The sequence below is a fragment of the Exiguobacterium sp. SH3S3 genome (genome assembly GCF_004337115.1).
GTDB classification, from domain to species: Bacteria; Bacillota; Bacilli; order Exiguobacteriales; family Exiguobacteriaceae; genus Exiguobacterium; species Exiguobacterium aurantiacum_A.
Window position 1 is genome coordinate 14,035 of the sequence record NZ_SJUU01000016.1, and the last position, 25,739, is coordinate 39,773.

The 25,739-nt window shown below is 52.1% G+C and carries 27 protein-coding genes and 1 other RNA gene; 19 read left to right on the forward strand and 9 right to left on the reverse strand.

Going from position 1 to position 25,739, the window contains the following annotated elements; genetic code table 11:
• Positions 1–52: 52 nt before the first annotated feature.
• Entirely contained in the window at positions 53–943 is an 891-nt protein-coding gene (locus tag EVJ28_RS12790) for a hypothetical protein (RefSeq protein ID WP_131458012.1), read from the reverse strand.
• Positions 944–1,112: 169 nt separating this feature from the next.
• Between EVJ28_RS12790 and EVJ28_RS12795 the strand changes: the two genes are divergently transcribed.
• Complete coding sequence (locus tag EVJ28_RS12795; protein ID WP_070327208.1) at positions 1,113–1,520, forward strand: hypothetical protein; 408 nt, start codon at positions 1,113–1,115, stop codon at positions 1,518–1,520.
• A gap of 107 nt (positions 1,521–1,627) precedes the next feature.
• Positions 1,628–3,082 carry a S8 family peptidase gene (locus EVJ28_RS12800; protein ID WP_236634162.1) on the forward strand — a complete coding sequence of 485 codons (1,455 nt, stop codon included), beginning with the start codon at positions 1,628–1,630 and terminating at the stop codon, positions 3,080–3,082.
• Positions 3,083–3,137: 55 nt separating this feature from the next.
• Here the strand turns inward: EVJ28_RS12800 and EVJ28_RS12805 are convergent, their stop codons facing one another.
• Positions 3,138–3,542: a hypothetical protein gene (locus EVJ28_RS12805; RefSeq protein ID WP_070327210.1), complete on the reverse strand. Its 405-nt coding sequence runs from the start codon at positions 3,540–3,542 to the stop codon at positions 3,138–3,140.
• A 120-nt stretch (positions 3,543–3,662) separates the two neighbouring features.
• Between EVJ28_RS12805 and rnpB the strand changes: the two genes are divergently transcribed.
• Both rnpB and EVJ28_RS12815 read left to right on the forward strand, forming a co-directional pair.
• Positions 3,663–4,030: RNase P RNA component class B (rnpB, locus tag EVJ28_RS12810), an RNA gene on the forward strand.
• 110 nt (positions 4,031–4,140) lie between these two features.
• Entirely contained in the window at positions 4,141–5,307 is a 1,167-nt protein-coding gene (locus tag EVJ28_RS12815) for a THUMP domain-containing class I SAM-dependent RNA methyltransferase (RefSeq protein ID WP_070327211.1), read from the forward strand.
• Between the two features lie 99 nt (positions 5,308–5,406).
• Here the strand turns inward: EVJ28_RS12815 and EVJ28_RS12820 are convergent, their stop codons facing one another.
• Together EVJ28_RS12820 and EVJ28_RS12825 are read right to left on the reverse strand one after the other, a co-directional pair.
• Entirely contained in the window at positions 5,407–5,628 is a 222-nt protein-coding gene (locus tag EVJ28_RS12820; protein ID WP_131458076.1) for a hypothetical protein, read from the reverse strand.
• 243 nt (positions 5,629–5,871) lie between these two features.
• Positions 5,872–6,834 carry a DNA/RNA non-specific endonuclease gene (locus tag EVJ28_RS12825; protein ID WP_131489192.1) on the reverse strand — a complete coding sequence of 321 codons (963 nt, stop codon included), beginning with the start codon at positions 6,832–6,834 and terminating at the stop codon, positions 5,872–5,874.
• 197 nt (positions 6,835–7,031) lie between these two features.
• Here EVJ28_RS12825 and EVJ28_RS12830 point away from each other — a divergent pair, with 197 nt between their 5' ends.
• From EVJ28_RS12830 to EVJ28_RS12855, 6 genes are all read left to right on the forward strand, one after another.
• Positions 7,032–7,214, forward strand: coding sequence for a hypothetical protein (locus EVJ28_RS12830; RefSeq protein WP_016509062.1), 183 nt, complete (start codon positions 7,032–7,034; stop codon positions 7,212–7,214).
• A 69-nt stretch (positions 7,215–7,283) separates the two neighbouring features.
• On the forward strand, positions 7,284–8,189 hold the full coding sequence (locus EVJ28_RS12835) for a Gfo/Idh/MocA family protein (RefSeq protein WP_131489194.1): 906 nt from the start codon (positions 7,284–7,286) through the stop codon (positions 8,187–8,189).
• Between the two features lie 60 nt (positions 8,190–8,249).
• Positions 8,250–9,668 (forward strand): alanine/glycine:cation symporter family protein, encoded by a 1,419-nt coding sequence (locus EVJ28_RS12840; protein ID WP_236634163.1) that lies wholly within the window; start codon positions 8,250–8,252, stop codon positions 9,666–9,668.
• 110 nt (positions 9,669–9,778) lie between these two features.
• The gene (locus EVJ28_RS12845) at positions 9,779–10,600 is read left to right on the forward strand and encodes a YihY/virulence factor BrkB family protein (protein ID WP_131489196.1); all 822 of its coding nucleotides are present in this window, start codon (positions 9,779–9,781) and stop codon (positions 10,598–10,600) included.
• Positions 10,601–10,678: 78 nt separating this feature from the next.
• Positions 10,679–11,233 (forward strand): hypothetical protein, encoded by a 555-nt coding sequence (locus tag EVJ28_RS12850; protein ID WP_070327215.1) that lies wholly within the window; start codon positions 10,679–10,681, stop codon positions 11,231–11,233.
• A gap of 35 nt (positions 11,234–11,268) precedes the next feature.
• On the forward strand, positions 11,269–11,544 hold the full coding sequence (locus EVJ28_RS12855) for a hypothetical protein (protein ID WP_070327920.1): 276 nt from the start codon (positions 11,269–11,271) through the stop codon (positions 11,542–11,544).
• A 60-nt stretch (positions 11,545–11,604) separates the two neighbouring features.
• On the opposite strand, the gene putP is transcribed toward EVJ28_RS12855, so the two are convergent.
• Both putP and EVJ28_RS12865 read right to left on the reverse strand, forming a co-directional pair.
• Entirely contained in the window at positions 11,605–13,086 is a 1,482-nt protein-coding gene (putP, locus tag EVJ28_RS12860; protein ID WP_131458080.1) for a sodium/proline symporter PutP, read from the reverse strand.
• A gap of 352 nt (positions 13,087–13,438) precedes the next feature.
• Positions 13,439–14,416, reverse strand: coding sequence for a D-alanyl-D-alanine carboxypeptidase family protein (locus tag EVJ28_RS12865; protein ID WP_131489198.1), 978 nt, complete (start codon positions 14,414–14,416; stop codon positions 13,439–13,441).
• 202 nt (positions 14,417–14,618) lie between these two features.
• Between EVJ28_RS12865 and EVJ28_RS12870 the strand changes: the two genes are divergently transcribed.
• The 6 genes from EVJ28_RS12870 (at position 14,619) to EVJ28_RS12895 (ending at position 20,438) form a co-directional block, all read left to right on the forward strand.
• Positions 14,619–16,151 (forward strand): FAD-dependent oxidoreductase, encoded by a 1,533-nt coding sequence (locus tag EVJ28_RS12870; RefSeq protein ID WP_131489200.1) that lies wholly within the window; start codon positions 14,619–14,621, stop codon positions 16,149–16,151.
• Between the two features lie 66 nt (positions 16,152–16,217).
• Positions 16,218–17,684, forward strand: a complete 1,467-nt coding sequence (locus EVJ28_RS12875) for a carboxypeptidase M32 (RefSeq protein ID WP_131489202.1) — start codon at positions 16,218–16,220, stop codon at positions 17,682–17,684.
• Between the two features lie 11 nt (positions 17,685–17,695).
• Positions 17,696–18,409, forward strand: coding sequence for a glycerophosphodiester phosphodiesterase (locus EVJ28_RS12880; protein ID WP_131489204.1), 714 nt, complete (start codon positions 17,696–17,698; stop codon positions 18,407–18,409).
• A gap of 250 nt (positions 18,410–18,659) precedes the next feature.
• Entirely contained in the window at positions 18,660–19,457 is a 798-nt protein-coding gene (locus EVJ28_RS12885) for a DUF4397 domain-containing protein (RefSeq protein ID WP_070327221.1), read from the forward strand.
• 31 nt (positions 19,458–19,488) lie between these two features.
• Positions 19,489–20,043, forward strand: coding sequence for a class F sortase (locus tag EVJ28_RS12890; protein ID WP_236634164.1), 555 nt, complete (start codon positions 19,489–19,491; stop codon positions 20,041–20,043).
• Positions 20,044–20,144: 101 nt separating this feature from the next.
• Complete coding sequence (locus EVJ28_RS12895) at positions 20,145–20,438, forward strand: hypothetical protein (RefSeq protein WP_131489205.1); 294 nt, start codon at positions 20,145–20,147, stop codon at positions 20,436–20,438.
• A gap of 88 nt (positions 20,439–20,526) precedes the next feature.
• On the opposite strand, the gene EVJ28_RS12900 is transcribed toward EVJ28_RS12895, so the two are convergent.
• Together EVJ28_RS12900 and EVJ28_RS12905 are read right to left on the reverse strand one after the other, a co-directional pair.
• On the reverse strand, positions 20,527–20,964 hold the full coding sequence (locus tag EVJ28_RS12900; RefSeq protein WP_131458085.1) for a MarR family winged helix-turn-helix transcriptional regulator: 438 nt from the start codon (positions 20,962–20,964) through the stop codon (positions 20,527–20,529).
• Between the two features lie 89 nt (positions 20,965–21,053).
• Positions 21,054–22,112, reverse strand: coding sequence for a GTP pyrophosphokinase (locus EVJ28_RS12905; RefSeq protein WP_236634165.1), 1,059 nt, complete (start codon positions 22,110–22,112; stop codon positions 21,054–21,056).
• A 119-nt stretch (positions 22,113–22,231) separates the two neighbouring features.
• Between EVJ28_RS12905 and EVJ28_RS12910 the strand changes: the two genes are divergently transcribed.
• Together EVJ28_RS12910 and EVJ28_RS12915 are read left to right on the forward strand one after the other, a co-directional pair.
• Positions 22,232–22,459 carry a hypothetical protein gene (locus EVJ28_RS12910; protein ID WP_131458086.1) on the forward strand — a complete coding sequence of 76 codons (228 nt, stop codon included), beginning with the start codon at positions 22,232–22,234 and terminating at the stop codon, positions 22,457–22,459.
• 103 nt (positions 22,460–22,562) lie between these two features.
• Positions 22,563–22,886 (forward strand): YflT domain-containing protein, encoded by a 324-nt coding sequence (locus tag EVJ28_RS12915; RefSeq protein WP_236634166.1) that lies wholly within the window; start codon positions 22,563–22,565, stop codon positions 22,884–22,886.
• A gap of 52 nt (positions 22,887–22,938) precedes the next feature.
• Here the strand turns inward: EVJ28_RS12915 and EVJ28_RS12920 are convergent, their stop codons facing one another.
• Positions 22,939–23,976: an SDR family oxidoreductase gene (locus EVJ28_RS12920; protein ID WP_131489206.1), complete on the reverse strand. Its 1,038-nt coding sequence runs from the start codon at positions 23,974–23,976 to the stop codon at positions 22,939–22,941.
• Positions 23,977–24,282: 306 nt separating this feature from the next.
• On the opposite strand from EVJ28_RS12920, the gene EVJ28_RS12925 reads away from it, so the two are divergent.
• On the forward strand, positions 24,283–25,578 hold the full coding sequence (locus tag EVJ28_RS12925) for a glutamine synthetase family protein (RefSeq protein ID WP_131458088.1): 1,296 nt from the start codon (positions 24,283–24,285) through the stop codon (positions 25,576–25,578).
• Positions 25,579–25,739 lie beyond the last annotated feature (161 nt).

Consider the following 25,739-nt stretch of genomic DNA (forward strand, 5'->3'; position numbering starts at 1 on the left):
ACGGTGAAAACAGGTGGCTTCGGATTACCCGAGGCCACCTGTCAAGACACGGTCACGTCGCTTTCGTCAATTCGGTGTGAAGTGATCGCAGCGCCCGTAAAAAGGCGTCTTTAAAGTATTTGTCTTCTTTCACTTCGAGTGTCTCGACGGCGGCCGCGTCACCGGCGCTTGCTTTGACGAGCAGGTTGACGACCGTATTCCAGCGTTTCACATGTTCAGGTCTAGGATGGTTCAATGCTTGGGTCAGTGTGAACCAATACGGCTGGTCGCGTCGTTGTAGCGTGGCGATCATTTGTTTGGCCGTCTTCGCTTCGTCTTCGGTCGGCAGGGTGGCCGTATCGAACCAGCCGAGCAGTCCCGCGCTCATCGCCTCGAACTGGACCAACATGTCGGCGTCAATCGGTTCGCGCCCGAACTCGGAAATATTGACGAAAACGAGCCGGTCTTTGCGGTCGAGATGGGTGATCCAGCCTTTGACGGATTTAAGCTTGTCTTTTTCTTTCGACTGGGCTTTGATCGTGTACCCGTTCAATTTCCCGATATAGATGCGGAATTGCCCGCGATCGAGTTGTTTGTCGACTTTGAATTCGACATCTTGTCCGATCGTGAACGGTGAGTTTTGCTTGTTTAACGTCTCACCTTTCTTCAATTCCGGACGTCTGACGATGTAACGGAGCGCTTCCTGCTCGGTCCGGTCGTCGAGCGTCCATAAGTTATGAGGGGTAACATTTTTAAAGCGATGGCGGCGTACGAAAATGTACTGGTCGAGCGCCTCGACGGCGTCCGCGGCAGGACGTTTTCCGGACAAGTAGTCGTCTGCGATGTCGCGAAGTGTCAGCGATTCGAGCCGGTCGATATGTCCGGCGTAAGGGACGCTCCCGACGACAAACAGGGCGGTCGCGATCAATTCGCTTTCACGAGGGGTCAAAGGGCGTTTGGCCATAGTGCACTTCCTCTCTTGATTCATATCTTTAGTATAACAAAAACAGATTTCATCATGTTGTGCGAATCGAGCCGTTGGAAAATTTGTACAGGTATACAGGATTTCGGCATTTTATTCCGAATAGTTGTTAACATAGACGGATCAGTGGAGATTGAGATGAGGTGAAGAGATGAAGCTGTCGATTGAGTCTGGGGATTATGTCGTATTGATCGAAATCAATAAAGAAGTGTTGAAATGTACGTCGCTTGAACAAGCCGATTATGTGGACCGGGATCGCTATGAATTGGTCGGACGGATGAGTGAACGGCTCCCGGCTGAAGTGATCGTCCCTTCGATCATCGACTATATCCGCTTTGGAAGTGGCTATATCGGTGACAATATCGTCTGGAATAAAGAGACGGAGTCATTCTTCTGTCAACAGTTTGAAACGATTGACGGTTCGCCGCTCGGTGAAGATTTAGATGGTTTTACACCGGACCCTTACCGGACGGAGTTGGCCCGGTATTATACGTACTTGACGATCGGTAAAATTATCGATTTTGAGATGGAACATCCTGATGAGCCGGACTACTGGTAAACCGTCAGAAAAATGTCACAACCTTTTTTTTAAGAAAAAAGGGAAATCCGTCGTGAAATTTGAGATAATGTTTAAATCTTAGGAAGTTTGGAATGGAGCGTAAGGCGATGAAAAAAATTCTTCTACTGACGGCTTTGACGTTACTCGTGCCTTCGACTGCCGGTGCGTCTAAGCCGGTGTTGTTAGAGAAGCATGGGTATGTTGTGACAGAGCCACGGGTCGGGAACCAATATTACATCAAGCAGACCGGTACCGATTTAGCGTGGAACACGACCCGTGGGGCGTCAGACATTGTCGTCGCCTTGATCGATTCATCTGCAGACCGGAGCCATAAAGAGCTCTATAACGTACCACGAGTCGTCAATTCGATTAAAGGGCCATACAGTGTCGACTATCACGGCACGCATACGGCCGGAATCATGTCGGGACTGCACAATAAATTTGGGATGGCCGGTCTCGCACCGAACGTCCGCTATCATTTCTATAACGTCTTCTACGGGAAGAACTCAGAGTTCACGGATTCGTGGACGGTCGCCAAAGCCGTCGACACGGCCGTTGCCAAAGGTGCGAACATCATCAATTTGTCACTCGGGGGACCGGATTACGATAAAGTGCTCGCCGACTCGATCCGCCGGGCCCGAGCGAAAGGGGTCGTCATCGTCGCCTCGTCTGGCAATGACGGCGCGAAGACTTCTTTTCCCGCCAATATGAAAGAAGTCATCGCCGTCGGAGCGGTCGATGCGAATCGCCGTGTCGCCTCGTTCAGCAACATGGATAGCCAAGTGAAAATCGTCGCACCGGGCGTGAACATTTTATCGCTCGGCGTCAAGAACAGTTTTATCTACATGGATGGGACATCGATGGCGGCGCCGATGGTCTCGTCTGGGCTCGCGCTCGTCAAGTCGGTCAATCCGTTTTTGACACCGGCTGAGATCGAGGGACTGCTTCAAAAAATGCCTCGCGTCAGCGGGAAGACGTACACCGAACTGAACACGAAGCGGTTGCTTGACGCGACGCCGCGTCCGGTCACGATCACGTCACCAGCGACGCTGCGGAACCGTTATGTGACGGAGGCGAAGTTGGCTCTTTCGAACAAACCGAACTTGAAGACGTTTTATTACCTCTATCAGGGAACGCGCAAAGTGAAGACGTTGACCGCAAACAATCCGGCTTTTACCATGTACGCCGGTGGGGACTGGCTCCCGAGCGGGCAGTACCGTCTAACCGCGGTCGTGACGGACGGGAAATTTAAACGTTCAGCCAGTCGTTCGTTCACGTACTTGAACCCGGTCAAACCGTCCGTGGCGATCAAAGTGGCCGATGCGAAGACGTTCGAACTGACGACGACGCGCAAAGGGACCGTCACCGTGCTCGATAAAGACAACCAAGTCGTCTATGAGGCACTGCATGTACCGGGAACGTTTCCGGTTCGTAAAAGTACCGCCGAAGGCCTTACCGTCCTCTTGAAACCGACCGACATCTCCGAAAAAGTCGTCTCGACGAAGTATGCCCCGGCATTACCTGTCGTCGAAGAAACGACGGACACGACTGAAGCGATATAAAAAAATGCCCGCATCTCCGACAGACGAGTCGAGAGATGCGGGCGTTTTTAATTTGTTAATCGATTGTGATAGCTTCACCGCTCCAGCGGATATTCGCTTCTAAGACGTTGCCGTTGTCGTCGATGTGTTCAAAACTTAGCTTCCCGTCGATGATGATTTCACATAGACCGACGCGAACGGCGTCGCTCCAAACGCGTCGCGTCTGTTTCGACGCGTCGAATAAAGGAATCGATTCAGGAAAACGTTCCTGTAAATGGGCCAAGTTATGGTGATCGAAGTGATAAGCGCGTTTAGACAATTCATTCGGTCCTTTAATGTCAAACGGCTCAAATCCTCGGACGAGTCGATTTTTACGGTAGAAGGCGAATACGCCGTTGTTCGGGTGGAGCGCTTTAATGTCATCGATCTCGATCACATAGGTCAGTCGTTGGATCCAACCTTTCTTTGCATCTTGACGCATCAAAATCCCTCCTTGTTCAATGGAACACGCCTTATTTTAGCGCTGACGCCAATGAAAATCAAGTTCGGCTTCTTAGTTGTCATATTTGGCAATATCCGCTACAATGATTAAGTGACTATGAAGTCTGGACAATCGCGGGACGCAAGTCTTGAGGAAAGTCCATGCTCGCACAGCCTGTGATGGCTGTAGTGATCGTGCTACACGAAAAGATAAGTGTAGGCAACGCAAGTTGACGGCAGAAGAAGCACCTAAGTCCTCGGATACGGTGCAAGCTTCTTGAAAGTGCCACAGTGACGGAGTCTGTTCGGAAACGTTCAGAGTGGAACGAGGTAAACCCCACGAGCGAGAAACCCAAACTATGGTAGGGGAACTTCCTGACTGGAATCGAACGGGACGGAAGGCGCCAAGCGGCGCAGATAGATGATTGTCACTCCATCGTGCCAGGGAAACCGCTACGAGCACCGGAGTACAGAACATGGCTTACAGGGCAGCATAGTCTCAACTTACATTGACAAGGAGTTCAAGCAATCTTACTTGAGCTCCTTTTTACTTGACCATTTTACGCTTAACAATTACGAATTAGGAAAGTAGGGATCATATGGCAAAACGAAAACTGATCGCAACTGCAGCGATGGGCATCGAGGCGCTCGTCGCTAAAGAAGTACGTGACCTCGGTTACACGTGTGAAATCGAGAATGGACGCGTCTACATCGACGCCGAGATGGAGGATATTCCCCGTTTGAACATTTGGCTCAGAACAGCCGACCGTGTCAAACTCGTCGTCGCCGAGTTCAAGGCGACGACGTTCACGGAACTATTCGACGGTGTCGTCGACTTGCCTTGGACGGAGCTGATGCCGTGGGACGCCCGTTTCACCGTCGACGGACGTTCGGTCAAGTCGCAACTGTTCTCAATCCGCGACTGCCAAAAGATCACCGAGAAAGCGATCGTCGATGCGATGCAACGCGGCTACAACAAACCGGATGAATGGCTTCCGAAGACGGGTGCGATCTATCCAATTGAAGTCGCGCTCTTGAAAGACGTGGCGACGATCACGATCGACACGTCGGGTGACGCGCTCCATCGTCGCGGCTACCGCGAGTTGCATTCGCAGGCACCGCTCAAAGAGACGATGGCCGCAGCGATGATCAAACTGACGAACTGGAAGCCGGACATGCCGTTCTATGACGTGTTCACAGGCTCTGGTACGCTCGCGATCGAGGCCGCACTCATCGGTCGCAATATCGCACCGGGATTAAACCGTGAATTTTGTTCGCAAGATTGGCCATGTGTACCGAAGAAAGCTTGGTACGAGGCAATCAATGAAGCGAACGAAAAAGCCGAGTGGGACAAGCCGCTCAAGATTTACGGCATCGACCTCGACCCGCGCATGGTCAAACTCGCCAAAGACAACGCCGACCTCGCCGACGTCCGTGACGCGATCACGTTCGTCCACACCGATGCGGCGGCGCTCAAGCCGACCGAGGATTACGGGATCATCATCGGCAACCCGCCTTACGGTGAGCGGTTGCAGACGGAAGACGAAATCATCGAACTGTATGAGCGGATCGGGCAGCAATATGCCAAGTATCCGGGTTATAGCGTCTATATGTTGACGAGTTACGAAGACTTCGAGAAAGCCTACGGCCGCCCGGCGACGAAGCGCCGTAAGCTGTATAACGGCAACATCGAGACGCAGTACTACCAGTTCTTCGGCAAGCGTCCGCCGAGACGTGCTGTCGAGCCGACTTCAGAAGGTAAGTAAGTCGTCAGTGCACGTAGATACAAAAATAGCTTTTAGAGCGACTTCAGACCGTAGACACATGTCTATGGTCTTTTTCTGTTCGGACGACAAAAACGCTTCTTATTCTTTAGAAAACGTTAAATAGGCGCCTAGCAATGTCAGTCCGAGAAGTAAAAACAAAAACCAAGGCGAGATGTTTCCACCCCATGCAAGCGATCCTTCTTGTGTTGCTACGTAAGATGCAGCCTGTAAGACAGAATCAGCTAATTCATTCAATTGAAAGATTAACATGCCAAACAAAATTGTTTGCGTAATGATCAGCAAACCCACCAAGCGTTTCATATTTGAACCTCCTAAACTATATGTATGCCGTACTGACAGCAATAACTCCTAATAAGGCGGGGTTAAAAATTTGAAAATTTGTGTTCCATCCCGATTCACCATCATTCAAGAGAAACGTGAAACATTCGACTGCATATCATATTCAACAAAAAGAAACGCTCTTCCTTTAACTAGAAAGAGCGTCGTCACGTATACTGTTGAATCGGCGGTAAAAATAGTTGACTCACGCGGGGAGGTTACGTGTTATTCGCCGACCATTCCATCCCCGTCATTATCCCGCATATGCGGGTAGAGCCAGTGGTCGCTCGTGATCGGCATGCTGAAGCCGGCGTCTTTCGCTTCCTGGATCGTCACTTGCCCGTTCCCGTTCGCATCGACGCTTGATACGTCGCCAACCGGCTCTGCAGCAGGAGCGGGAGTAGCCTCCGGTTCTGGTTCACTTTCGGTCAATCCGAGCCCTTCGTTCACCTCGTCCGGGTTCACATTGTCGAACTTGTCGACGATGACATTGCCATTCAACGTGTATGTGTATTGATAGCTCGACGGGATTTGCGTCTCGGTATCCGGATACGTGATGATGGCCTCGAAATCGGTCGCTCCGCCCGCACTACGGATCACACTTTCCATATAAGCCTGGTCCCCGTGCCGATTGAGCGTGCTGTCTTGCGGGGTGATATTGAAGGCGTTAGAGACGCCCCCAAGCGAATCGGCGATGACATGTCCTTCATCTAACGAATGATGTTCAACGCCGGGGACTTTCGCCTCGTCCCAGTAGTAGCGTCCTGACGAGGTGACGTCCTCGCTCTCATCATCTTGTAGGATGATCTCGTCAGCTGTCACTTTCACGAGTTGCCCGTGATCGTTCGTGAACGCCCAATATTCACGGTCCCCGAAACCGACGTCGACGACAACATTCGCCTCGCGATGCCCAGACAAATCACCACCGTCGACTTCGACACGTTCATAGCCGGAGAAGCGATCGCTAGTCGGTTGTTGTTCCTCCGCTTCCGTCTCGACAGCAGGTTCTTCTTGTGAATCGGTCACTTCAACGAATTCTGCTTGAGACTCAGCCATATCGGACGATTCTTCTTGCGAATCGGTCACTTCAATCGTATCATCGATAGGAGACGTCTCTTCTTCGGTGCTACATCCGGCCAGTAGAAACATCGCCAGCGGTAAGGCTAAATAAGTAAATCGTGCTTTCATTTAAAAACTCCTTTAATCACTTGGTACATACTTGTTCATTCTAGGAATCTTTGAATGATTATACAAGGCTTAAGATTGGAAATTGTAGGATTTCTGAATATATATAACATGAACGATTTGACTAGGTGTACTTGAAGCGTTTCAATCGTTCGGTTACAGGTTATACATACGTATACATAGTGGAGAGGAGACGTCTCATGCAACTATACACGATTGAATATGCGTTTCAAGACAAGGAGCAGACGACACGAACGTGTGAAGTCGAGCTTGATCGAACGCCGGACTTGAACGATAACGAGCAACTCGCTGATCTTTATCAAATCGTATCGGACGCCATTCGTAAGCCGATCACAAGTTTTGAAATTTTAGCGGTCCATTAAATGAACCATCGACCCCGGGCCGACGCTTTGGGGTTTTATGCAGTCAATCGAAAGAGGAGTGATGTTGAAATGAAATTAGTCGTTGTTGGTTTAGGTGATGTTGCCAAGAAAGCGTATTTACCGGTCTATGCCGGGCTAGATGGGGTAGATGTTTATCTTGTCTCGCGAGATAAGGAGAAAGCGGAACAACTCGTCCGTCAATATCGATTCAGCGGTCACTTCCGAACGCTTGAGGACGTCCCGCTCGGTGAGATGAATGCGGTGTTGATCCATTCGACGACGTCAGCGCATGCCGGACAAGCCGAGTACGCCCTTCGGCAAGGCGTCCACGTCTTCATTGATAAACCGGTCACGTTCACGCTCGAGGAGACCGAACGTCTCGTCCGGCTCGCAGACGAGCACGAGGTCGAACTCGTCACCGGCTTCAACCGTCGTTTTGCGACGGCGACGGCGGCGCACAAAGAAGTCGAGAACCCGAACCTCGTCTTGATCCAAAAGAATCGTACATATCAGCCGGCGACGCTGCGTGAGTTCATCATCGAGGACTTCGTCCACGTCGTCGACACGCTCCGTTACTTGACCGGTCTCAATCCGGTCGAGGATTTGTCTGTTCGGACGCGTTATGAAGGGGATACGCTCAAGCAGCTCCAGATCAATTTCACGGCCGGCGGCGTCGAGGCGGTCGGCATCATGAACCGGGACAACGGCTGCACCGAAGAAGTGATGGAAGTGATGTCACCGGGTCTAAAACGCGTCTCTCGAGACGTCGAGCGCGTCTACGACTTTACGCCCGACGGCATGCTCGAGCGCGCCTTGAGCCCGTGGGAGTCGAATTTGACGCGGCGCGGCTTTACGACGATGATCGACGCGTTTCTCAAACTGTTGAACGGGAAGCCGAACGGTTGTGTTCGCGCCGAGGACAGCTTGACGACCCATGCCCTTTGTGAACAAATACTAGACGCGGCAACACGGTGACGAAATCGTTTCTGGCGGGGCTAGACAGGGTAAGAACTCCCTAAAAGGAGGGGATGCGCAGTGGATGTCCGTGAATTGGTCATGCAAGCGAACGACCTGTTATGGACGTATGTGCTTATTTTTGTATTGATTGCCGGTGGAATCTACTTCACGATCCGGATGGGATTCGTGCAGTTTAGAATGTTGCCGGAAATGTTCAAGTTATTGTTCATCAAAGGGCTCAAACATGAGAAAGGGCAAGTATCCTCGTTCCAGGCGTTCGCCATCGGGACAGCGGCACGGGTCGGCACTGGAAATATCGCCGGTGTCTCGACCGCGATCGCGCTCGGTGGGCCTGGGGCCGTGTTTTGGATGTGGCTCATCGCCTTGATCGGTTCGGCCTCGGCTTTCGTCGAGAGCACGCTCGCCCAAGTGTACAAAGTGCATGACGGCAAGGCGTGGCGCGGCGGACCGGCCTATTACATCGAGCGGGCGCTCGGTCAACGTTGGCTCGGGATCGTCTTTGCGATCCTCATCACGTTCGCGTTTGGCTTTGCCTTTAACTCCGTGCAAGCGAACACGATCGCGCTTTCTGTCAATAACGTCTTCGCCATCGATACGGTCTGGGTTGGTGTTATCTTGGCCGTTGCGACGGGGATCGTCATCTTCGGCGGGATCCGGTCGATCTCGACGCTGTCCGGGATCATCGTCCCGATCATGGCGGGTGGGTATATCTTGCTCGCGCTCTGGGTCGTGCTGACGAATCTCGACGTCGTTCCGGCCGTGTTCTCGGCCATCTTCTCAGAAGGTGTGCTAGGCTTCCAAGAATTGTTCGGCGGGGCCGTCGGAGCGATGGTGCTTCAAGGTATACGGCGCGGCTTGTTCTCGAACGAAGCGGGGATGGGGTCGGCGCCGAACGCCGCCGCGACCGCCGAGGTCAGCCACCCGGTGAAGCAAGGGTTGATCCAATCGCTCAGTGTCTTCGTCGATACGCTGTTCATCTGTACGGCGACCGCGATGATCGTCTTGATCTCCGGAGTTCCCGGTTCTGAAGACTTCCAAGGTATCGAGCTCGCGCAAGAGGCACTGTTGACGGAGATCGGACCGGTCGCGACGACGCTCATGACGATCGCCATCCTGCTGTTCGCCTTCAGCTCGATTTTAGCGAACTATTACTACGGAGAGACGAACATCGAGTTCATCTCGGAACGGAAAGTGTATGTTGTCATCTATCGTATCGCCGTGCTAGGGATGATCATGTTCGGCTCGGTCCGCTCGGCCGGACTCGTCTGGTCGATCGCCGACATCTTCATGGGATTGATGGCGCTCGTCAACATGTACGCCATCTTCCGTCTCAGCAAAGTCGCTAAGCTGTTGCTCGACGATTACGTCGCCCAAAAACGGTCCGGACGGGATCCGGTGTTCTCGCGCGATGACGTCGATCTGCCGGGCAAGGAACATCTCGAGGCGTGGGAATCGAAACGAGAACACATCAGTTAAGGACGAGGCAAGAATAGGCAACGACTGTCGTATTCTTGCCTTTCAAGCAACAATATTATTATTTCACATACCGCATTTATATTAAATAAATTACGAAAAGAGTAAACAGCATGGTACAGACGTTTAAAGTTTTATTCAAGCGCTTTTTTGCCGAACGTTTTTTCGATCAAGCCGCGATGTTGGCTTATTATTTCATCTTGTCGACGTTTCCGTTCTTACTGTTCGTCCTCGGCATTGTTGGATGGCTCCCGTTCACGAGCGGGGACGTCATCTCGGCGCTGTCCCTCGTCATGCCGGAAGCGAGCTACCGACTGCTAGAAGGGAACATCGAGGCGATATTTGATGACTCGAGGCTGCGTCTGGCGTCGCTCAGCATTTTGCCGGCACTGTGGATTTCATCAATGGCTGTCCAGTCGCTCGTCCGATCATTGAATGATGCGTATCGCCTCATCCGGAACAAGTCGTTCTTAAGAGGGGCTCTCCAGGACATCGCCGTCACACTGGCGCTCATGTTCGTTTTGCCGTTCTCATTGGTCATCCCTGTCGTCGAGACCGCGTTGCGCGAACTGTCGACGCGGATCATCTTTGTCGACGACATCGTTGCGGGATATGCGCAAATATGGTTTTACTTCCGCTGGGTCGTCGGGACGCTCGTCATGTTTGGTGTCTTCCTGCTCGTCTACAAATGGCTGCCGAGTCATCGCGGGACGTTCCGTGACAGTTGGGCCGGAGCATCACTCGCTACTATCGGCATATTGACAGTTTCCAACGTCTTCAGCTACTATTCTCAATATGCCAACTACGAACAGTTTTACGGTCAGCTCGGTGCGTTTATTATCTTGTTGGTTTGGTTTTATTTGGCGGCTTCCATCATCCTCCTCGGAGGGCTATTGAACGCCACGCTCATTGAACAAAAAGAAATTTCCGATTGACCTGCAAATGCTTGTTATCATTCAACGATTGAGGGAATGATACCGTTAAGACACATCTTTTAATCGGAGGTGGGAAACATGGATATGCAACGGCTCGTACACAATCGTCGTTTCATCGATCAAACATTGTTTTACCTCGCCTTACAATTATGGAAGTGGGTCATGTTATTACCGGTACTCTTTTATTTGGATATCTCAATGAGTACCGCTCCATTTTCGCAATACTTGATGGTCAGCCTCCTGCTGTACGTCACGTTTCGTGTCATCCAATACGTGGTCGCCAGCCGGGCTTCCTTGATGGAGCTGTTAGAATTCGGCTATGCGGTCTTGTCGCTCGTGCTCGTCCTGTTTTTACTGATCGAGCTCTCCGCTTCTCCTGGTGCCATCGCTTTGATCGTCGGAGTGTTCTTGGTCCACCCGTCGTTGGCACTGCACCACTATCGTGACTTCACGGAACGAAAGTGGTTGAACAAGCAGTTCCAGCTGTTCAGCCCGATGCTACGGGAAGGGGAGGTCCCCGTTCACGTGCTCGTCTTGACCGAAGATGAGATCGTGATCACGGCCGAGAGCGGCAAGGAGTTCACGTATCGACATATTTACTGGGGTGGCTTCTATTTCGAAAACGTCTCATGAAGGTGGTAAGGTGATTGAATAATATAATTGTTATTGTGTTTTGGGTTGTCACGTTCGTCGCTTTTTTTAAAGGGGCTTACGACATGTGGCGCGAGTACCGTGCCACGAAACAGAAATCGGTGCTCTACTTCCTGCTCGTCTTGATCCTCACTTGGTTTTGGTTCAATCCCTACGAATTGACCGCGCTTCATCCGTTCGTCTTAATGGCGTATTATTGGAACCGAAATCGATGGATGAGAAATGCCATGCTCGCACTCGTGCTCGCCACGTTCTTCCTCCAACTTTGGGTGATGGCGGGGACGATGTACTAAAGAAGTACAACCGACAAAAAACGCTCGACCCGTGAATTGGGTCGAGCGTTTTTATGTGACTTAATCTTTTCTAGCGGCAGCAAGTTCTGTTTCCATTTCACTGAACTCACGGCTGATCCGTTTTTGTTCGCGTTGGCTCGTGAACGTGCTGACGAGAACGATGGCAAGCATACTCAAGAAGAAGCCTGGCACCATCTCATAGATGACGCTCGAGAGTCCCGTGACGATCCAAAGGATGACCGTGATGGCACCGACGAGGATACCGGCGAGTGCGCCTTGGCGCGTCATCTTCGTCCAATAGAGCGACAAGAGGATCGTTGGACCGAAGGCCGAGCCGAATCCGGCCCAAGCATAACCAACGAGCGTCAAGATCGTGTTCGATGGGCTGAGCGAAATGAGTGTCGCCACGACACCAACCGTCAATACGCCGATTCGACCGGCGAGTACCATTGTTTTATCGCTTGCATCTTTGTTGAAGAACTTACGATAGAAGTCTTCAGTCAACGCCGACGACGTAACGAGCAATTGCGACGATACAGTCGACATGACGGCTGCGAGGATCGCTGCGAGCAAGAATCCGGTGATGAACGGGTGGAACAAGACGTCAGAGAAACGGATGAACACCGTCTCCGGGTCTGCTAGCGGATTGCCTTGACCACGGAAGTAGGCGATACCGACGAGGCCGGTCATGACCGCACCGATGATCGAGACGGTCATCCAGCCCATACCGATCCGGCGTGCCGCCTTCAATGATTTCACATCTCTGATCGCCATAAAACGAACGATAATGTGCGGTTGGCCAAAGTAACCGAGTCCCCAAGCGAGGAGACCGATGATCCCTAGCGTTGTCGTCCCTTTAAACAAGTCGAACAGGTCGGTGTTGATCGCTGTCGCCGTGTTGACGGCGTTCGTCATGCCACCGACGTCTGTCAAAGCGACGAACGGTACGAGTACGAGTGCGATGAACATGATGACGCCTTGGGCGAAGTCTGTCCAACTAACAGCAGTGAACCCACCGAAGAGCGTGTAAAGAATGACGACGCTGATCGTGGCGATGACACCGGTCTGATAGTTGATCCCGAACGAGCTTTCGAACAACTTCCCGCCAGACACAAGTCCAGCTGACGTATAGAACGTGAAAAAGATGATGATAACGGACGCTGATAGGATCCGTAGCCAGTTCGAGTGATCTCGGAACCGATTCTCTAAAAAGTCAGGAATCGTGATCGAGTCATTTGCCATCTCCGTGAAGACACGTAGACGGGGAGCGACTAACAAGTAGTTCAAGTAAGCTCCGATGACCAATCCAACGGCTAACCAAATCGCTGATAATCCTGTGGCATACATTGCCCCCGGAAGACCCATTAACATCCAACCACTCATATCCGAAGCTCCGGCTGACATGGCGGTAACACCCGGCCCCATTTTGCGGCCGCCTAACATATAATCTGATGAGTCGGTCGTTCGCTTATAAGCGACGTAACCGATAGTTAGCATCATCACGAGGTAAAGCGCGATGGATACCCATTCTTGCCATAACATTTGATTACCTCCTGTACGCTTTCAATGTTGTTCAACAGTTTTGGTTTGAAATGTGGGAATCCTCCCATAAAGATGACGAACCCAAACTGATAATCCGAACTTGTCACTAACCTTAACGAACCTTCAGAGTGATTGCAAACTGTCATCTTTTCATAAAAACGGCTCTAAAGCCTATTATACCAACGGATAAGCAAGGTATTTTTCATTCAAAAAGTTTAAATATTCTGACGATTAGAAATATTGAGGCAATGCCTCTGTAATCTCCCTGTAATATAAGCGGCTGTTTTGAAGACGAACACGCCACAAAAAAAGACCTGAACCGATCAGTTCAGGTCTTCGTCATATGTAACGTTCATTCAGCCTGACGTCCGAATGCGAGTTGTTCGACGAGCCGCATCGTCGGGAACGTCTGTCCGGAACGCGCCTGCATCGTCACGAGCGCGTACTGCTTGCCTTGATGCTCCATCAAGAACACCATCGTGTAGCCCGATTCGTCGGTATAGCCGGTCTTCGTCGCCTTGACGAGGTCCGAGTAGTGGATGCTGCGGTTGTTGATCGCCGACCCGAGGTGATACCACCATCGTCGCTTCATCAGTCCATCTTTGTCTTCGAACTTCGCCTCGTACTCATACGTTCCAGCGATTTCGATGAGTTCGGGATACGTCCCGAACGCATAAGTGATTTTAGCCATGTCGCGTGCCGTCGTATAGTGGTCCGGGTCCGAATAGCCGTGGGCATTTTTGAAGTTCGTGCCAGTCAAGCCTAGGACGCGGGCCCGTTCATTCATCAGTTCAACGAATTCCGCCGTCGAGCCGCTCACGTACTCCGCCAAGCTATTGGCGGCATCGTTGCCTGATTCGAGCAGTGTCGCGTAGAGCGCTTGCCGGACGGTCAGGCGGTCGCCGACGGCGAGATGGACGATGTGACTGTCCCAGGGGATGTCGAGCGTCGTCGCGTGCACTTCGACGACGGGGCGGTCCAGTTCGCCGGAGACCACCGCTTTCTCATAGGCGAGCAATGCCGTCATCAGCTTGGTCGTACTGGCCGGGTATACACGCTCCTCCCCGTGTTTGTCCAACAAGACGACACCGTCCGTCAAATCAACGAACGTCATCGCCCCGACAAGAACCTGTTCCGGGTCGGCGGTCAAAGTGGAATCTTCTACCCATTCTTGGATCGGGATATCCGGGAAAGACGGTCCTTGTTTGACCGGTTCGGCCACCGGCGCCTTCGGATCAGATGTCACCGGTGTTTCTTGCTTGAAGCCGATGAGTGCCGGAATGATCGCGATCATTCCGACAAGCATCAATCCGACGGTCAAGCGTCTCATTATATAGGTCTGTCTACGATGTCTACGGGTACGTTTCACTTTGCAATCGCTCCTTCATAGTTTACTTTTCTACCATAATGGATGTCGGGCAATGAAATCGTCTTTAAAATCGAGAAACAGGTCAATATTTATCGAGTGATGAAACAGAAGGGAATGGGTATACACATAAGCAGACACGTTCATTCCTAAAGGAGGTATCATCATGCATCGCTATCCATTCACGAATTCATTGTGGCGACAACACGATCGCACCCTACAGTATCCACGACTCGAGAGTTCCGTTTCTTGTGACATCGTCGTCATCGGGGCGGGGATCGCCGGACTCGTCACCGCCTATGAGCTTCAGAACCGGGGCAAGCAGGTCGTCCTGCTCGAAGCGATGGAAGTCGGCCGCGGCACGACCGGGCACACGACGGCCAAATGTTCCGTCCAACATGGCGCCATCTATTCGAAATTGATGCAGACGTTCAATGAAGAGACGGCACGTCTTTACTATGAGTTCAACGATGAGGCACTCGACTATTTGAGACGTCAAGTCGAAACCGGATTCGACATCGATTACGAACTGAAAGATTCATATCTCTATACGATCGACAGCTCGAGTCAGCTCGCCTCCGAGATCGAGGCGTATCAAAAAATCGGGTTGAATGGTGGGGATGCGACGAACGAGGTCAACGCAGTCTTTCCATTTCCGGTACAACAAGCAGCCGTCATCCGCGACCAAGCCCAGATTCATCCGGTGAAATATTTGAACGAACTGGCGCGTCGCTTTGTCGAAGCGGGAGGGAAGCTTTATGAGAAAACACGGGCGACGGAGATCAGCCAAAGCCCGCGTCCGATCGTCACGACATCGACCGAGCGACGTGTCCAAGCCGATCAAGTCGTGGTCGCGACGCATTATCCGTTCAACGACATCCGTGGACTATACTTCTCGAAATTTGAGGTCGAACGGTCCTACATCGTCGCTTGCGAGACGAACGGTCCCGTGCCGGACGGCATGTATTTGAGCGTCGATTCGCCGAGTCGCTCATTCCGGACGTTCGATGACGGCGATCGCTCGTACGTCCTCGTCGGAGGGGAGGGGCATCTGAGCGGTCACGTGACAGAGACGCGCACGCGCTACGACCGGTTGGAGCAGTTCGCGAATGATGCGTTCCGCGCTAAAAAATCAAGTTTCCGTTGGTCGTCCCAAGACTTGATCACGTTGGACCATCTTCCTTACGTCGGTCAAATGTTCAGTCGTGAACCGGACATCTTCGTTGCTACCGGATTCGCCAAATGGGGTATGACGAACGGGATCGCATCCGGACTGTTGCTCGCCGACCTACTGACCGGTCACGAGAACCGGTTTACCGAACTGTTGGATCCGCTCCGTTCGAAGTTCAAACCGGCGGATGTCGGTCAGTTCTTGAAGACGAATTTGGACACAGCTGCCCAATTCGTCAAAGGAACGCTCGAGAAGCCGGGATCGCTCGACGACCTCCAACTCGACGAAGGTGGGGTCGTTCACGTCGATGGCAAGAAAGTCGGCGCTTATCGGGATCTCGACAACAACTGTCATCTCGTATCGACCCGTTGCACGCACATGGGTTGCGGCGTCAATTGGAACAACGCGGAGCGGTCTTGGGACTGTCCATGTCATGGATCGCGCTTTGACACGCAAGGAAACGTCCTTGAAGGTCCGGCGACGAAGCCGCTCCACTATGAGCGAAAAGTGGATGTGTCGAAAGAATAGGCATTTTTCGTCACATCGATTAAAGTAGAGAGGTAAGGAAACAACTGTCATAGGGGTGGGAATCAGATGGAAATTACAAAGCAATGGCGTGAACATTTCAAACAGTTACGTGCGTTCGATGAGGCGATCTCGCTACTATATTGGGACATGCGGACACAGATGCCGGAACAGTCGGCCCCGCTTCGTGCCGAGACGATCGGTTACTTGTCGACAGAGGCGTTCAAACGTCAGACGAGCGATTCGTTCGCGGAACTGCTCGCCGAGATGACGGCGACCGAAGAGTTGACACCGACCGAGGTCCGCTCGGTCGACGTGGCGAAGACGCAATATGAACGGAACGCCAAGATCCCTCCGGTGGAGTATCAGGCCTACGTGACACTTGTCTCTGAAGCCGAGACGGCATGGGAAAAGGCGAAAGACAAGAACGATTGGGGCACATTCGCCCCGTATTTAGAAAAAATCGTCGCGTTCCAGCGTAAGTTCGCGGAATATTTCGGATATGAGACGCACCCGTACGATGCGTTGCTCTATGATTACGAACCGGGTATGACCGTCGAACAACTCGACGAATTGTTCCAGACGCTACGGGACGAGCTCGTCCCGTTGATCCGTCAGTTGAAGTCGAGCAAGCATGAACTCGACTGGTCGATGGAGGCGGCGGTGCAAGAACAGATCTGTCACGATTGGATGCGGGTCGTCGATTATGACTTGTCCCGTGGTCGCCTCGACGCGACCGTGCATCCGTTCGAGATCACGATCAACCGCCGCGACGTGCGGATCACGACGAAGTATGATGAGTCGGACTTCCGCAACGCCTTGTTCGGGACGATGCACGAGGCGGGCCACGCGACGTACGAGCAACAGATCGACGAGGCGCTCGATGAGGTCGGACTCGGGGGAGGCGCATCGATGGGTATCCACGAGTCACAGTCGCTCTTCTTTGAAAACTTCGTCGGGCGTAGCGAAGCATTTTTACGCAGCGTCTATCCACGGCTACAAGAACGGCATCCGGCGTTTCAAGATATCGACTTCGATACGTTCTACGCGGGCGTGAACGAGGCGAAACCATCGCTCATCCGGATCGAGGCGGATGAACTGACGTATAGCCTCCATATCATCATCCGCTACGAGCTTGAGAAGGCACTCATCCAAGGTGATTTGACCGTCGCCGAGCTGCCGAGCGCTTGGAACGAGAAATATCAAGAGTACTTAGGCGTCGAGGTGCCGAATGATGCGAAAGGCGTATTGCAAGACGTCCATTGGGCCGGCGGTTCGTTCGGCTACTTCCCGAGCTATGCGCTCGGATTGATCTATGCGGCGCAGTTGACCGAGACGCTCAAATCAGAACGGTCCGACTTTGAGACGTTAGTGCATGAAGGCGAGTTCGGTCCAATCAAACAGTGGCTCGAGACGAACGTCCATCGTCACGGCAAGTCGCTCACCCCGAACGAGCTGATTAAGCAAGTGACCGGGGACGATATCTCGGTCCGTCCGCTCGTCCGCTATTTGACGAAAAAATACGTCACCGAGTAAGGAGTCTTCCGATGAAGCTATTCGCGCACCGCGGGGTGATGAAGCAGTTCCCGGAGAACACGATGGCGGCGTTTCGCGCAGCGCTCGCCGCCCATGCCGACGGGATTGAAACGGACGTCCATTTGACGAAAGACGGTCGCCTCGTCTTGATTCACGATGAGACGATCGACCGGACGACAGACGGGGTGGGTCGTATTGCCGAGATGACGTTGTCCGAGCTCGGACGATACAACGCCGGTGTCTTATTCGACCTCGAGGAGCGCATCCCGTCGCTAGACGACATAATAGCATTGGTAAAAGGAACGAACGTCTGTCTTAACCTTGAAGTGAAGACCGACATCGACCGGTACGAGGGGATCGAAGACCGGCTCGTCGAGACGCTACGAGCCCATCAGTTCCCGGCCGACCACGTCCTGTTCTCTTCCTTCAATCATGAGACGCTCTACCGGTTGAAGCAGTTAGCACCCGAGTACGAGTCTGCCGCGATCATCGCCCAACCGCTGTTCGACTTGGCCGGGTACTTGAACAAGTTCGGGGCGATAGGCGTGCATCCAAGTATTCGAGCGATGACCGATGACGAGATCAATCTCATTCAACAGAACGGTGTCAAGGTCCGTCCGTACACGGTCAAGACAATCGAACAGCTGAAACGGTTCGAACGGCTCGGTGTCGATGCGGTCTTCGTCAACGATATCGGATGGGCCCGAGCACATTTAACCCCGTAACATGTCGTTACGGGGTTTTTAAATTTATGGAAACGGGAAGGAGGACTATGTAAAGAAAACGGCAACAACCAAATGTGCCGACTGGCATATTCGAAGCACACCGTCATCTTTACGCCATTGTCCTGTTGTCTTAAGTTTAAGATGTCACCAGCTACATAGCAATCAGATGTAGCACACTATGCAGCATCGCATCAAACTTGTCGTATGCAGTCAATCGGTCAACCCAAGGAAAAAAAGGAGGAAATTTCACATGAAGAAATTGATGTCTTTACTTGGTACACTCGCTCTAGCGTTCGCGTTCATCCTGCCAGTCAGTGCAGATGGACACGAGAACGCGATGGTCCGTGTGCTCCACGCTTCGCCTGACGCCCCTGCGGTGGACGTCTATGTCAACGGTGAAGTCGCAGTCGAAGGCGCGGAGTTCAAAGCGCTTACGGATTACTTGACACTACCGGCTGGTGACTACAACGTCGAAATCAAACCAGCAGGCGACACTGAGACAGTCGTCGTCGCAGCCGATCTTTCAATCGAAGCTGGTAAATTCTACACAGCGGCAGCGATCGGTCAACTTGCAAACATCGAGATCGCAGCGATGGAAGATGACGCCAACTTTGAAGATGGCAAATCGAAAGTCCGCGTCGCTCACTTCGCACCTGACGCACCTGCAGTCGATGTAGCTCCAAAAGGTGGAGACCCACTCTTCTCAAACCTCGAGTTCAAAGCAGTCAGTGACTACGGTACACTCGATGCTGGAACGTACGATCTTGAAGTTCGCCCAGCTGGCGCGACTGACGTCGTAAAAGCGCTTGACGGCGTCGCCCTCGAAGGCGGTAAAAACTATACGGCATTCGCAATCGGCCTTCTTGAAGGGGAACCGGCTTTCGAAGTACTCCTCGCAGCTGATGGTGGAGAAATGGCCGAAGCTCCTGAGACAGGTCAAGGCGGTCTCGCTCAGACAGCTTCAATGAACTGGTTGCTAGCAGCAGCAGTACTTGGCGCAGCAGCAGCTGGCTTCTACGTCTTTCGTCGTCAGAAACAAGACGCTTAAGCTACTTTTGATCGGAACGTTCTCGTTCCTCATGGTAGCACCAGTAGCGGATGCCCCGGACGTAGATGCGAAACTTTCAACTGTCGGATTCGCAGAACCGCTCGTGTTGGCCGCTACTGAAATCGATCGTCAGTCCTTTCACACCGAGACGTTCGTTCCAGAACGACTGAAGATTCCGTCTATTGAAGTCGATACTGTCATCCAACCGGTCGGTAAAGACCGATACGACCGGATGGACACACCGGCTGAAGCAGACAAGGTCGGCTGGTATCGTTACGGGGCGAAAGCAGGAGCGAAAGGCAACGTCGTCTTATCCGGACATTTAGACGATTTACAAGGCCCGGCCATTTTCGCTAATCTTGATCAGATACGACTTGGAGAGCAGGTGACGCTCCAACGTAACAAGCAAGTGATCGAATATGAGGTCGTGTCAGTCGAACGGTACCGGGTCGAAGATGTTCCGCTCGCCTCGATTTTCGCGGCGACACAATCGGTTCGTCTTCAACTCATCACGTGTGCGGGTCCTTATGACCCAGAACATGGGTATCGAGACCGGATCGTCGTCACGGCGATTGTTAAGCAATAGCACAATTTTTCAACTCGGGATGAAAATCATCCCGAGTTTTTTGATATATTATAAACTGTCGGAAAATTGATTGAATAAATTGACGGGGGATTTAACAGAGCGTGCTAAAAAGAAAACACATCGCCAATGTAGGACTGTCCATTATTTTTTGGTTAATCAGTTATGAGAGAGTTGGGAATGGCAGCGGCAGTTTCCTACTTGCGATCGGCATATATTTGACTTGGCAGTTCGTGTTAGGTCGTGACTCAGTGAAAGAGAAACGGGAACTGAGTAAGAAAATGAGAGAAATGCGTCTCCATAATGAGCAAGACTTATTTTTTGAAGAGCACCGAAGATGGAATGAAAAGATGTGGGCGCGTGAACAGGCAGCCGATCAGGCGCGACTAGGTGAATGAATCTGATATCTAAAACAAGCAACAGGTCCCGATGATTCGGGACCTGTTGCTTGTTTTAAGTCGTATTCACTATAAAGTCTGGTTCGCCTTAGGCGTCCATGCGGTCGAGCAACTTCGAGAGAAGGACCAATTCTTCGTCTGAAAAATCGTCGAACACGTCCATCAAGTATTCGATTTTCATGTGTTCGAGCGTTTCGAACAAGACACGGCCTTCCTCTGTCGCTTGAAGTTCGACGACACGACGGTCGCGCTCGCTGCGTTCGCGCGAGATCAAGCCTTTTTTCGTCAACTCATCAGCAAGGGCCGTGATCATCGAGGCCGAGAATTGAAACTCGTTCGATAAAGCCGAGGCGATTTGTGGACTATTTTGACAGAGCGATCGGAGGATGAAGAATTCGTTACGCGTCAAGTATTGCGAAAACATCGAGCGGAGGTTCTTTTTCACTCCGCGGTAGTTCATGCGAATCCCACGCTCAGCGTCTGCGACGAGCTGGCGACGGGATGCCGTGTGTACAGGTGTTGTCATCCTCGAAAGTCCCTTCTATAAAAAATCATTATTTGCATATATTTCAGTACATAGAAACATTCTACAACAAAAACATGAAGTCTGTAAAGTTATGATGGCTCTTCTTGGATACGCAATTCTTGAATGATTTCGTCGTAATGCTTCAAGTCCGGATAAAACCGACGGAAGAAGAATTCGATTTGTTGATCATCGCCTTCTGCGAGCAGTTTGGCGAGGACAGCATAGACGACGCCCATCCCTTGACGCGGCAGCAACGAGGACGGCAGTAGCGTCGCGCATTGAACGGCTCGATTGAAGTAACGATCGAGCGTATCCCTCAAATCTTGGAACGTTCGGATCTCGGCATAATGGAACATGCGCGTCAGCTCGACGATGGTCGACAAGTCGGTCTCGAGCAGCCAGTCGCTTTGGAAGATGGCGTTATCAAGCTTCTCGACGGTGACGTCGTTGGCGATATAGTAGTTCAAGTTATCGCGGGTGATCGTGACTTTTTCCGGTGACTCGACGATCCGTTCGACCGTCTCTTGTTCGAACGTGCGCAACTGTTTGCGAATATTGACGAACTCCGAGTCCGCGATCTCGAGCAGTCCGGCGACACGGCTGAAGCTGCGCTTGATCTCCGGTGGGACCGCGTTCGGATTCTTATAACCTAAATCGTGCTCGATCTCGGCCCAGGCGTGCTGGAGGATCGAGCGGACTTGGATCTCGGCCTCTTTCTCCTCAAAACGGCGATATTCACCGAGAGCGAGCCGTTTATCGCTCAATCCGACGACGTAATGGACGGACAGGTATCCGAACTCGTTCGGGTCGAGCAACGTCGACTTGTCGATCGACTGCTCGCGGTCGATTCGAAACTCTTCTTCAAGAATATGGGCGACGGCGCGGACGTCATCATGAAAATAAGTGACGATCCGGATCCCGGCCAAATCTTGGACGTCACGCAGCGACCGGTACTGGTACGGCTTGCGGGACAGTTTCGCATATAGGCTCTCGGCTTCTTTCGCTCGGGCGACGATCGAGTGGAACTGGATCCCGGCATCGTCCAACAGTTCGCTCAGCAGCGACTTCAGCTTGGCGGCGAACGCCTCATAGTCCTCTTTCTCATTCATATAGTCGAGCATGATTGTGTTCATATCCTGTCTCGGCATCTCAATCACTCCTTGTCTCATTGTTCTTATTATATCATCAATGAAAACTTGATAGCACGGCGGTACTTCCCGGTTGATATGATACAATACGTCAGAGAAAAAGGGGAAGGGAGAATGTTATGAAAGTGTCGCATACGTTCAAATCGCCTGAGCGCGAGAAACTTGAAATCGTTTCGGGCCTGTTGCAACAGGCCGGGTACAAAGTCTCGAAGCTCAGTTCGCAACCCGAGCTGTTCCGGATAAAAGTCGGACGGGAAGGGGTGGAGACCGAAGCCGGGGAGCGACAGCGCATCCAAGGGCTCATCGACCACTTCGAAATCGAATATTGGTCTTACACGATACATTGACCTCTTGTTAATAAAACGATTCGTCCAATCGGGTTTTATGACTCACTTTTCGGGAATAGTATATTATTCGATTTTAGAAAGCGAATGTTTAGGAGGATGAAAGATGTTAGAAACGAGAATTGTGCCAGATATGACTTCGGTCGACCATGAAGTGAATGGAATGGTGTCGGGCGGATGCGTCAATGAGAGCATTTACTTATTTGCCAAAGATGAAGAATTGACGATTCGACTCGCTGCCGAAGCGGGTGTGCAGCCTTACCGCATCACCGAGAAAGGCATGTGGGAATCACTCGTGTCAAAATTCACGAAAAACTCGGATGACCGCCTAGACCAGCTCGAGAGCCTCGGGTTGACGAAGCAGATGGTCGAATCACTTGAAAGTGAGATTCAGGACGGTAAAATCGTTCTCGTTTGCTACAAAGGTTGAGTGACCATTTTAAAACGGACCTGACAAATTTGTCAGGTCCGTTTTTTTGATGTCACTTCGTATCGTAGTAGGCATCGACGATCCGGCGGAGCGACCGTTCATCCAAATCAAGCGGCTTATAGCCGGCATCGGCCAAAAGTTGCTTCGTATTTTGATCGTTGAAGACGATATTACGATTTAAATAAGGATTGAACACTTTCACCATCTCGTTGAACGTGTGCTCAACGTTGCTGAGCTTTGAGGATTGAGTCTCGGTGATCTTGAGATGCGGGAACGCGAGCGCCTGCTTCATATACTCGAGCATCGTCTCGTTCCGGGGCGGGGCATCGTTCGTCACGTTATAAATCATGTTCGGGCGGGCGTGCTCGATGGCGGCGAGCAACACGTTGGCCACGTAATCGACCGGCACGAGGTTAGACGTCCCGGTCTCCGAGCCGAGCAGACGGATCGGTTCGGCCGGGGCACCTCGACGCTCGAGGCGGCGCTTGAACACCTCGAGGGCGCGCATGTAACCGTACATCGTGAACTTCGAGTCGGCTTCCCCGGTTTTCGAGTCGCCGACGATGATGGCCGGCCGGAAAATGGAGACGGCGAGGTCGTGTCGGGCCGCCCATACTTCGCGTTCGGCATGGGCCTTGCTCTCCTCATACGGATTATGGAACGGTTGGTCCGTCGCATATAGCGTCTCATCCCCTGCTTCACGAGCCCCGAGCGTGTAGGCCGTGCTGACATGGAAGAAGCGGGGGCAGTGCAACGCCTTCGTCAAAGCGAGGGCCTGTCTCGTCCCCGTCAAGTTCGTATCGAACAGCTCCTCGCGCAATTCTTCGTCGAATTTGACGAGCGCCGCCATGTGGAGCACCAAATCGAATTGATCAACGTTTGATTGGATAAACGCCTCGTCCGCTCCAAGGAGCGGAGCCGTCAAATCACCGGCGAGCACGTCAATCGAACGAAGTTCACTCTTCGTAAACATCGCCGTCACTTTCTGTGGCGTTCGGGCCAAGACGCAAAGTCGGTGTCCTCGGGCAATCAGTTCGCGGGCGAGCCGCCCTCCTAAAAATCCGGTCGCACCGGTCATAAATATATTCACAGCGTTCTTCCTCTCTGTTCAGTCTCTACCCATCATACCAAGCGTCACGAGAATGAGCCACTTCGAACTCAGATTTTTATAGCAGCATCAACGGTCTACGCGGTCCGCCACGAGTAAAACAAACGCGCGAGCGGGGCCGCGCACTTCCTTCCCGAGCAGCGTGCTCATCGATGCCGAGACGCTAAAATCGAAAGAATAGGGGTTTAACTTTTTAAAAAGTAGGTTATGACTTAAGGAGAAGCGTACGTATGGTACGTCATGACAGTGATGACCTGTCAAATAAATTAAGTGAGGTTTTTAAGAATCATGGCAAATCTATTCGGAACTGATAAGGACGGCAATAGGAAGAAGCAAGAAGAGATTGAAAAAACGGTCCAAGAGAAAGGGATTACGCAAATCCACATGTATTTCTCTGACGTGATCGGAGACTTGAAGCTGTTGACTCTTTCTGCAAAGTTGTTGCCGGAAGTTTTTGAAGGGAAGACGATGTTCGACGGCTCGTCAATCGCCGGTTTTTCTTCTATCAAAAACTCAGACCTATTCTTGAGACCGGATTTAGATCGACCACGCTACGAACAAGACGGTGACGAGAGCATCCTCGCTTTCTTCTGTGACGTCTGCACACCAGACGGCGAACGTTACGAGTTCGACCCGCGCAACGTGTTGAAAGACGCGTTAGAGCGCGCTGCCCGTGACGGTTACTCCATCTTCGTAGGGGCCGAACCAGAATTCTTCATCTTTGACGAAAACGGCGAGTTTTATGACGAGGCCGGTTACTTCTCGACACGCTCAGAAGATAAGGGCTACGAAGTACGCCAACATATCGCCAACCGCTTGAGCGAGGTCGGCTTCAACATCGAAGCGGTCCACCACGAGGTCGCACCGGCCCAACACGAGATCGGTATCAAATACGACACCGCCTTGCACACGGCGGACAACATCCAGTTTTTCAAGGAAGTCGTCCAGCTCGCGGCGCAGGAAAAAGGGGCAAAAGTATCGTTCTTGCCAAAACCGCTCCGTGACGTCAACGGATCAGGGATGCACTTGAACATCTCGGTCTGGAACAACGATAAAGATGGCAACCCGGTCGATAACGCCTTTGAAGAGCCGAAGTCTGACTACGGGCTCTCGCTCACGGCCCGCCACTTCATCGAAGGGATCTTGAAGCATGCCCGGGCGACGGCCATCTTCACGAACCCGCTCCCAGAATCATACGAGCGCCTCGTCCCAGGGTTCGAGGCACCGGTCAATATTTGTTGGAGCCCGTCGAACCGTAGCTCGATGATCCGCATCCCGGCTTCACGCGGCAGTTCGACGCGTGTCGAGGTCCGTAACCCCGACCCGAGCGCGAACCCGTACTTGGCACTGGCGGCGCTCATCTACGCCGGTCTTGAAGGGATCGAGCAGAAGATCGAGCCGTCGGCACCGAACGAGGACGACTTGTTCGAGTACTCGGCGAAACAGATCGAGAGCCAAGGTATCTCGTCGCTCCCGGCGACGTTCCATGAGTCGATCCAAGCGTTGAAGCAAGACCACTTCCACGACTACTTCAACCACGACATGATCGACCGTTACTTGTCGCTCATCCAAGTCCGTAAGTAATCCGATGGATAATAAAACGCCATTCCTCGCGCGAGGAGGGCACTGAAAAACCTCCGCTCTATCCGAGCGTGAACAGAAAAAAGGGCGATTGGACCGACTCAAGTCGGGACAATCGCTCTTTTTCCTTGCCCTTATCCTGTTTTTTCTTTTGAGAGGGTGAT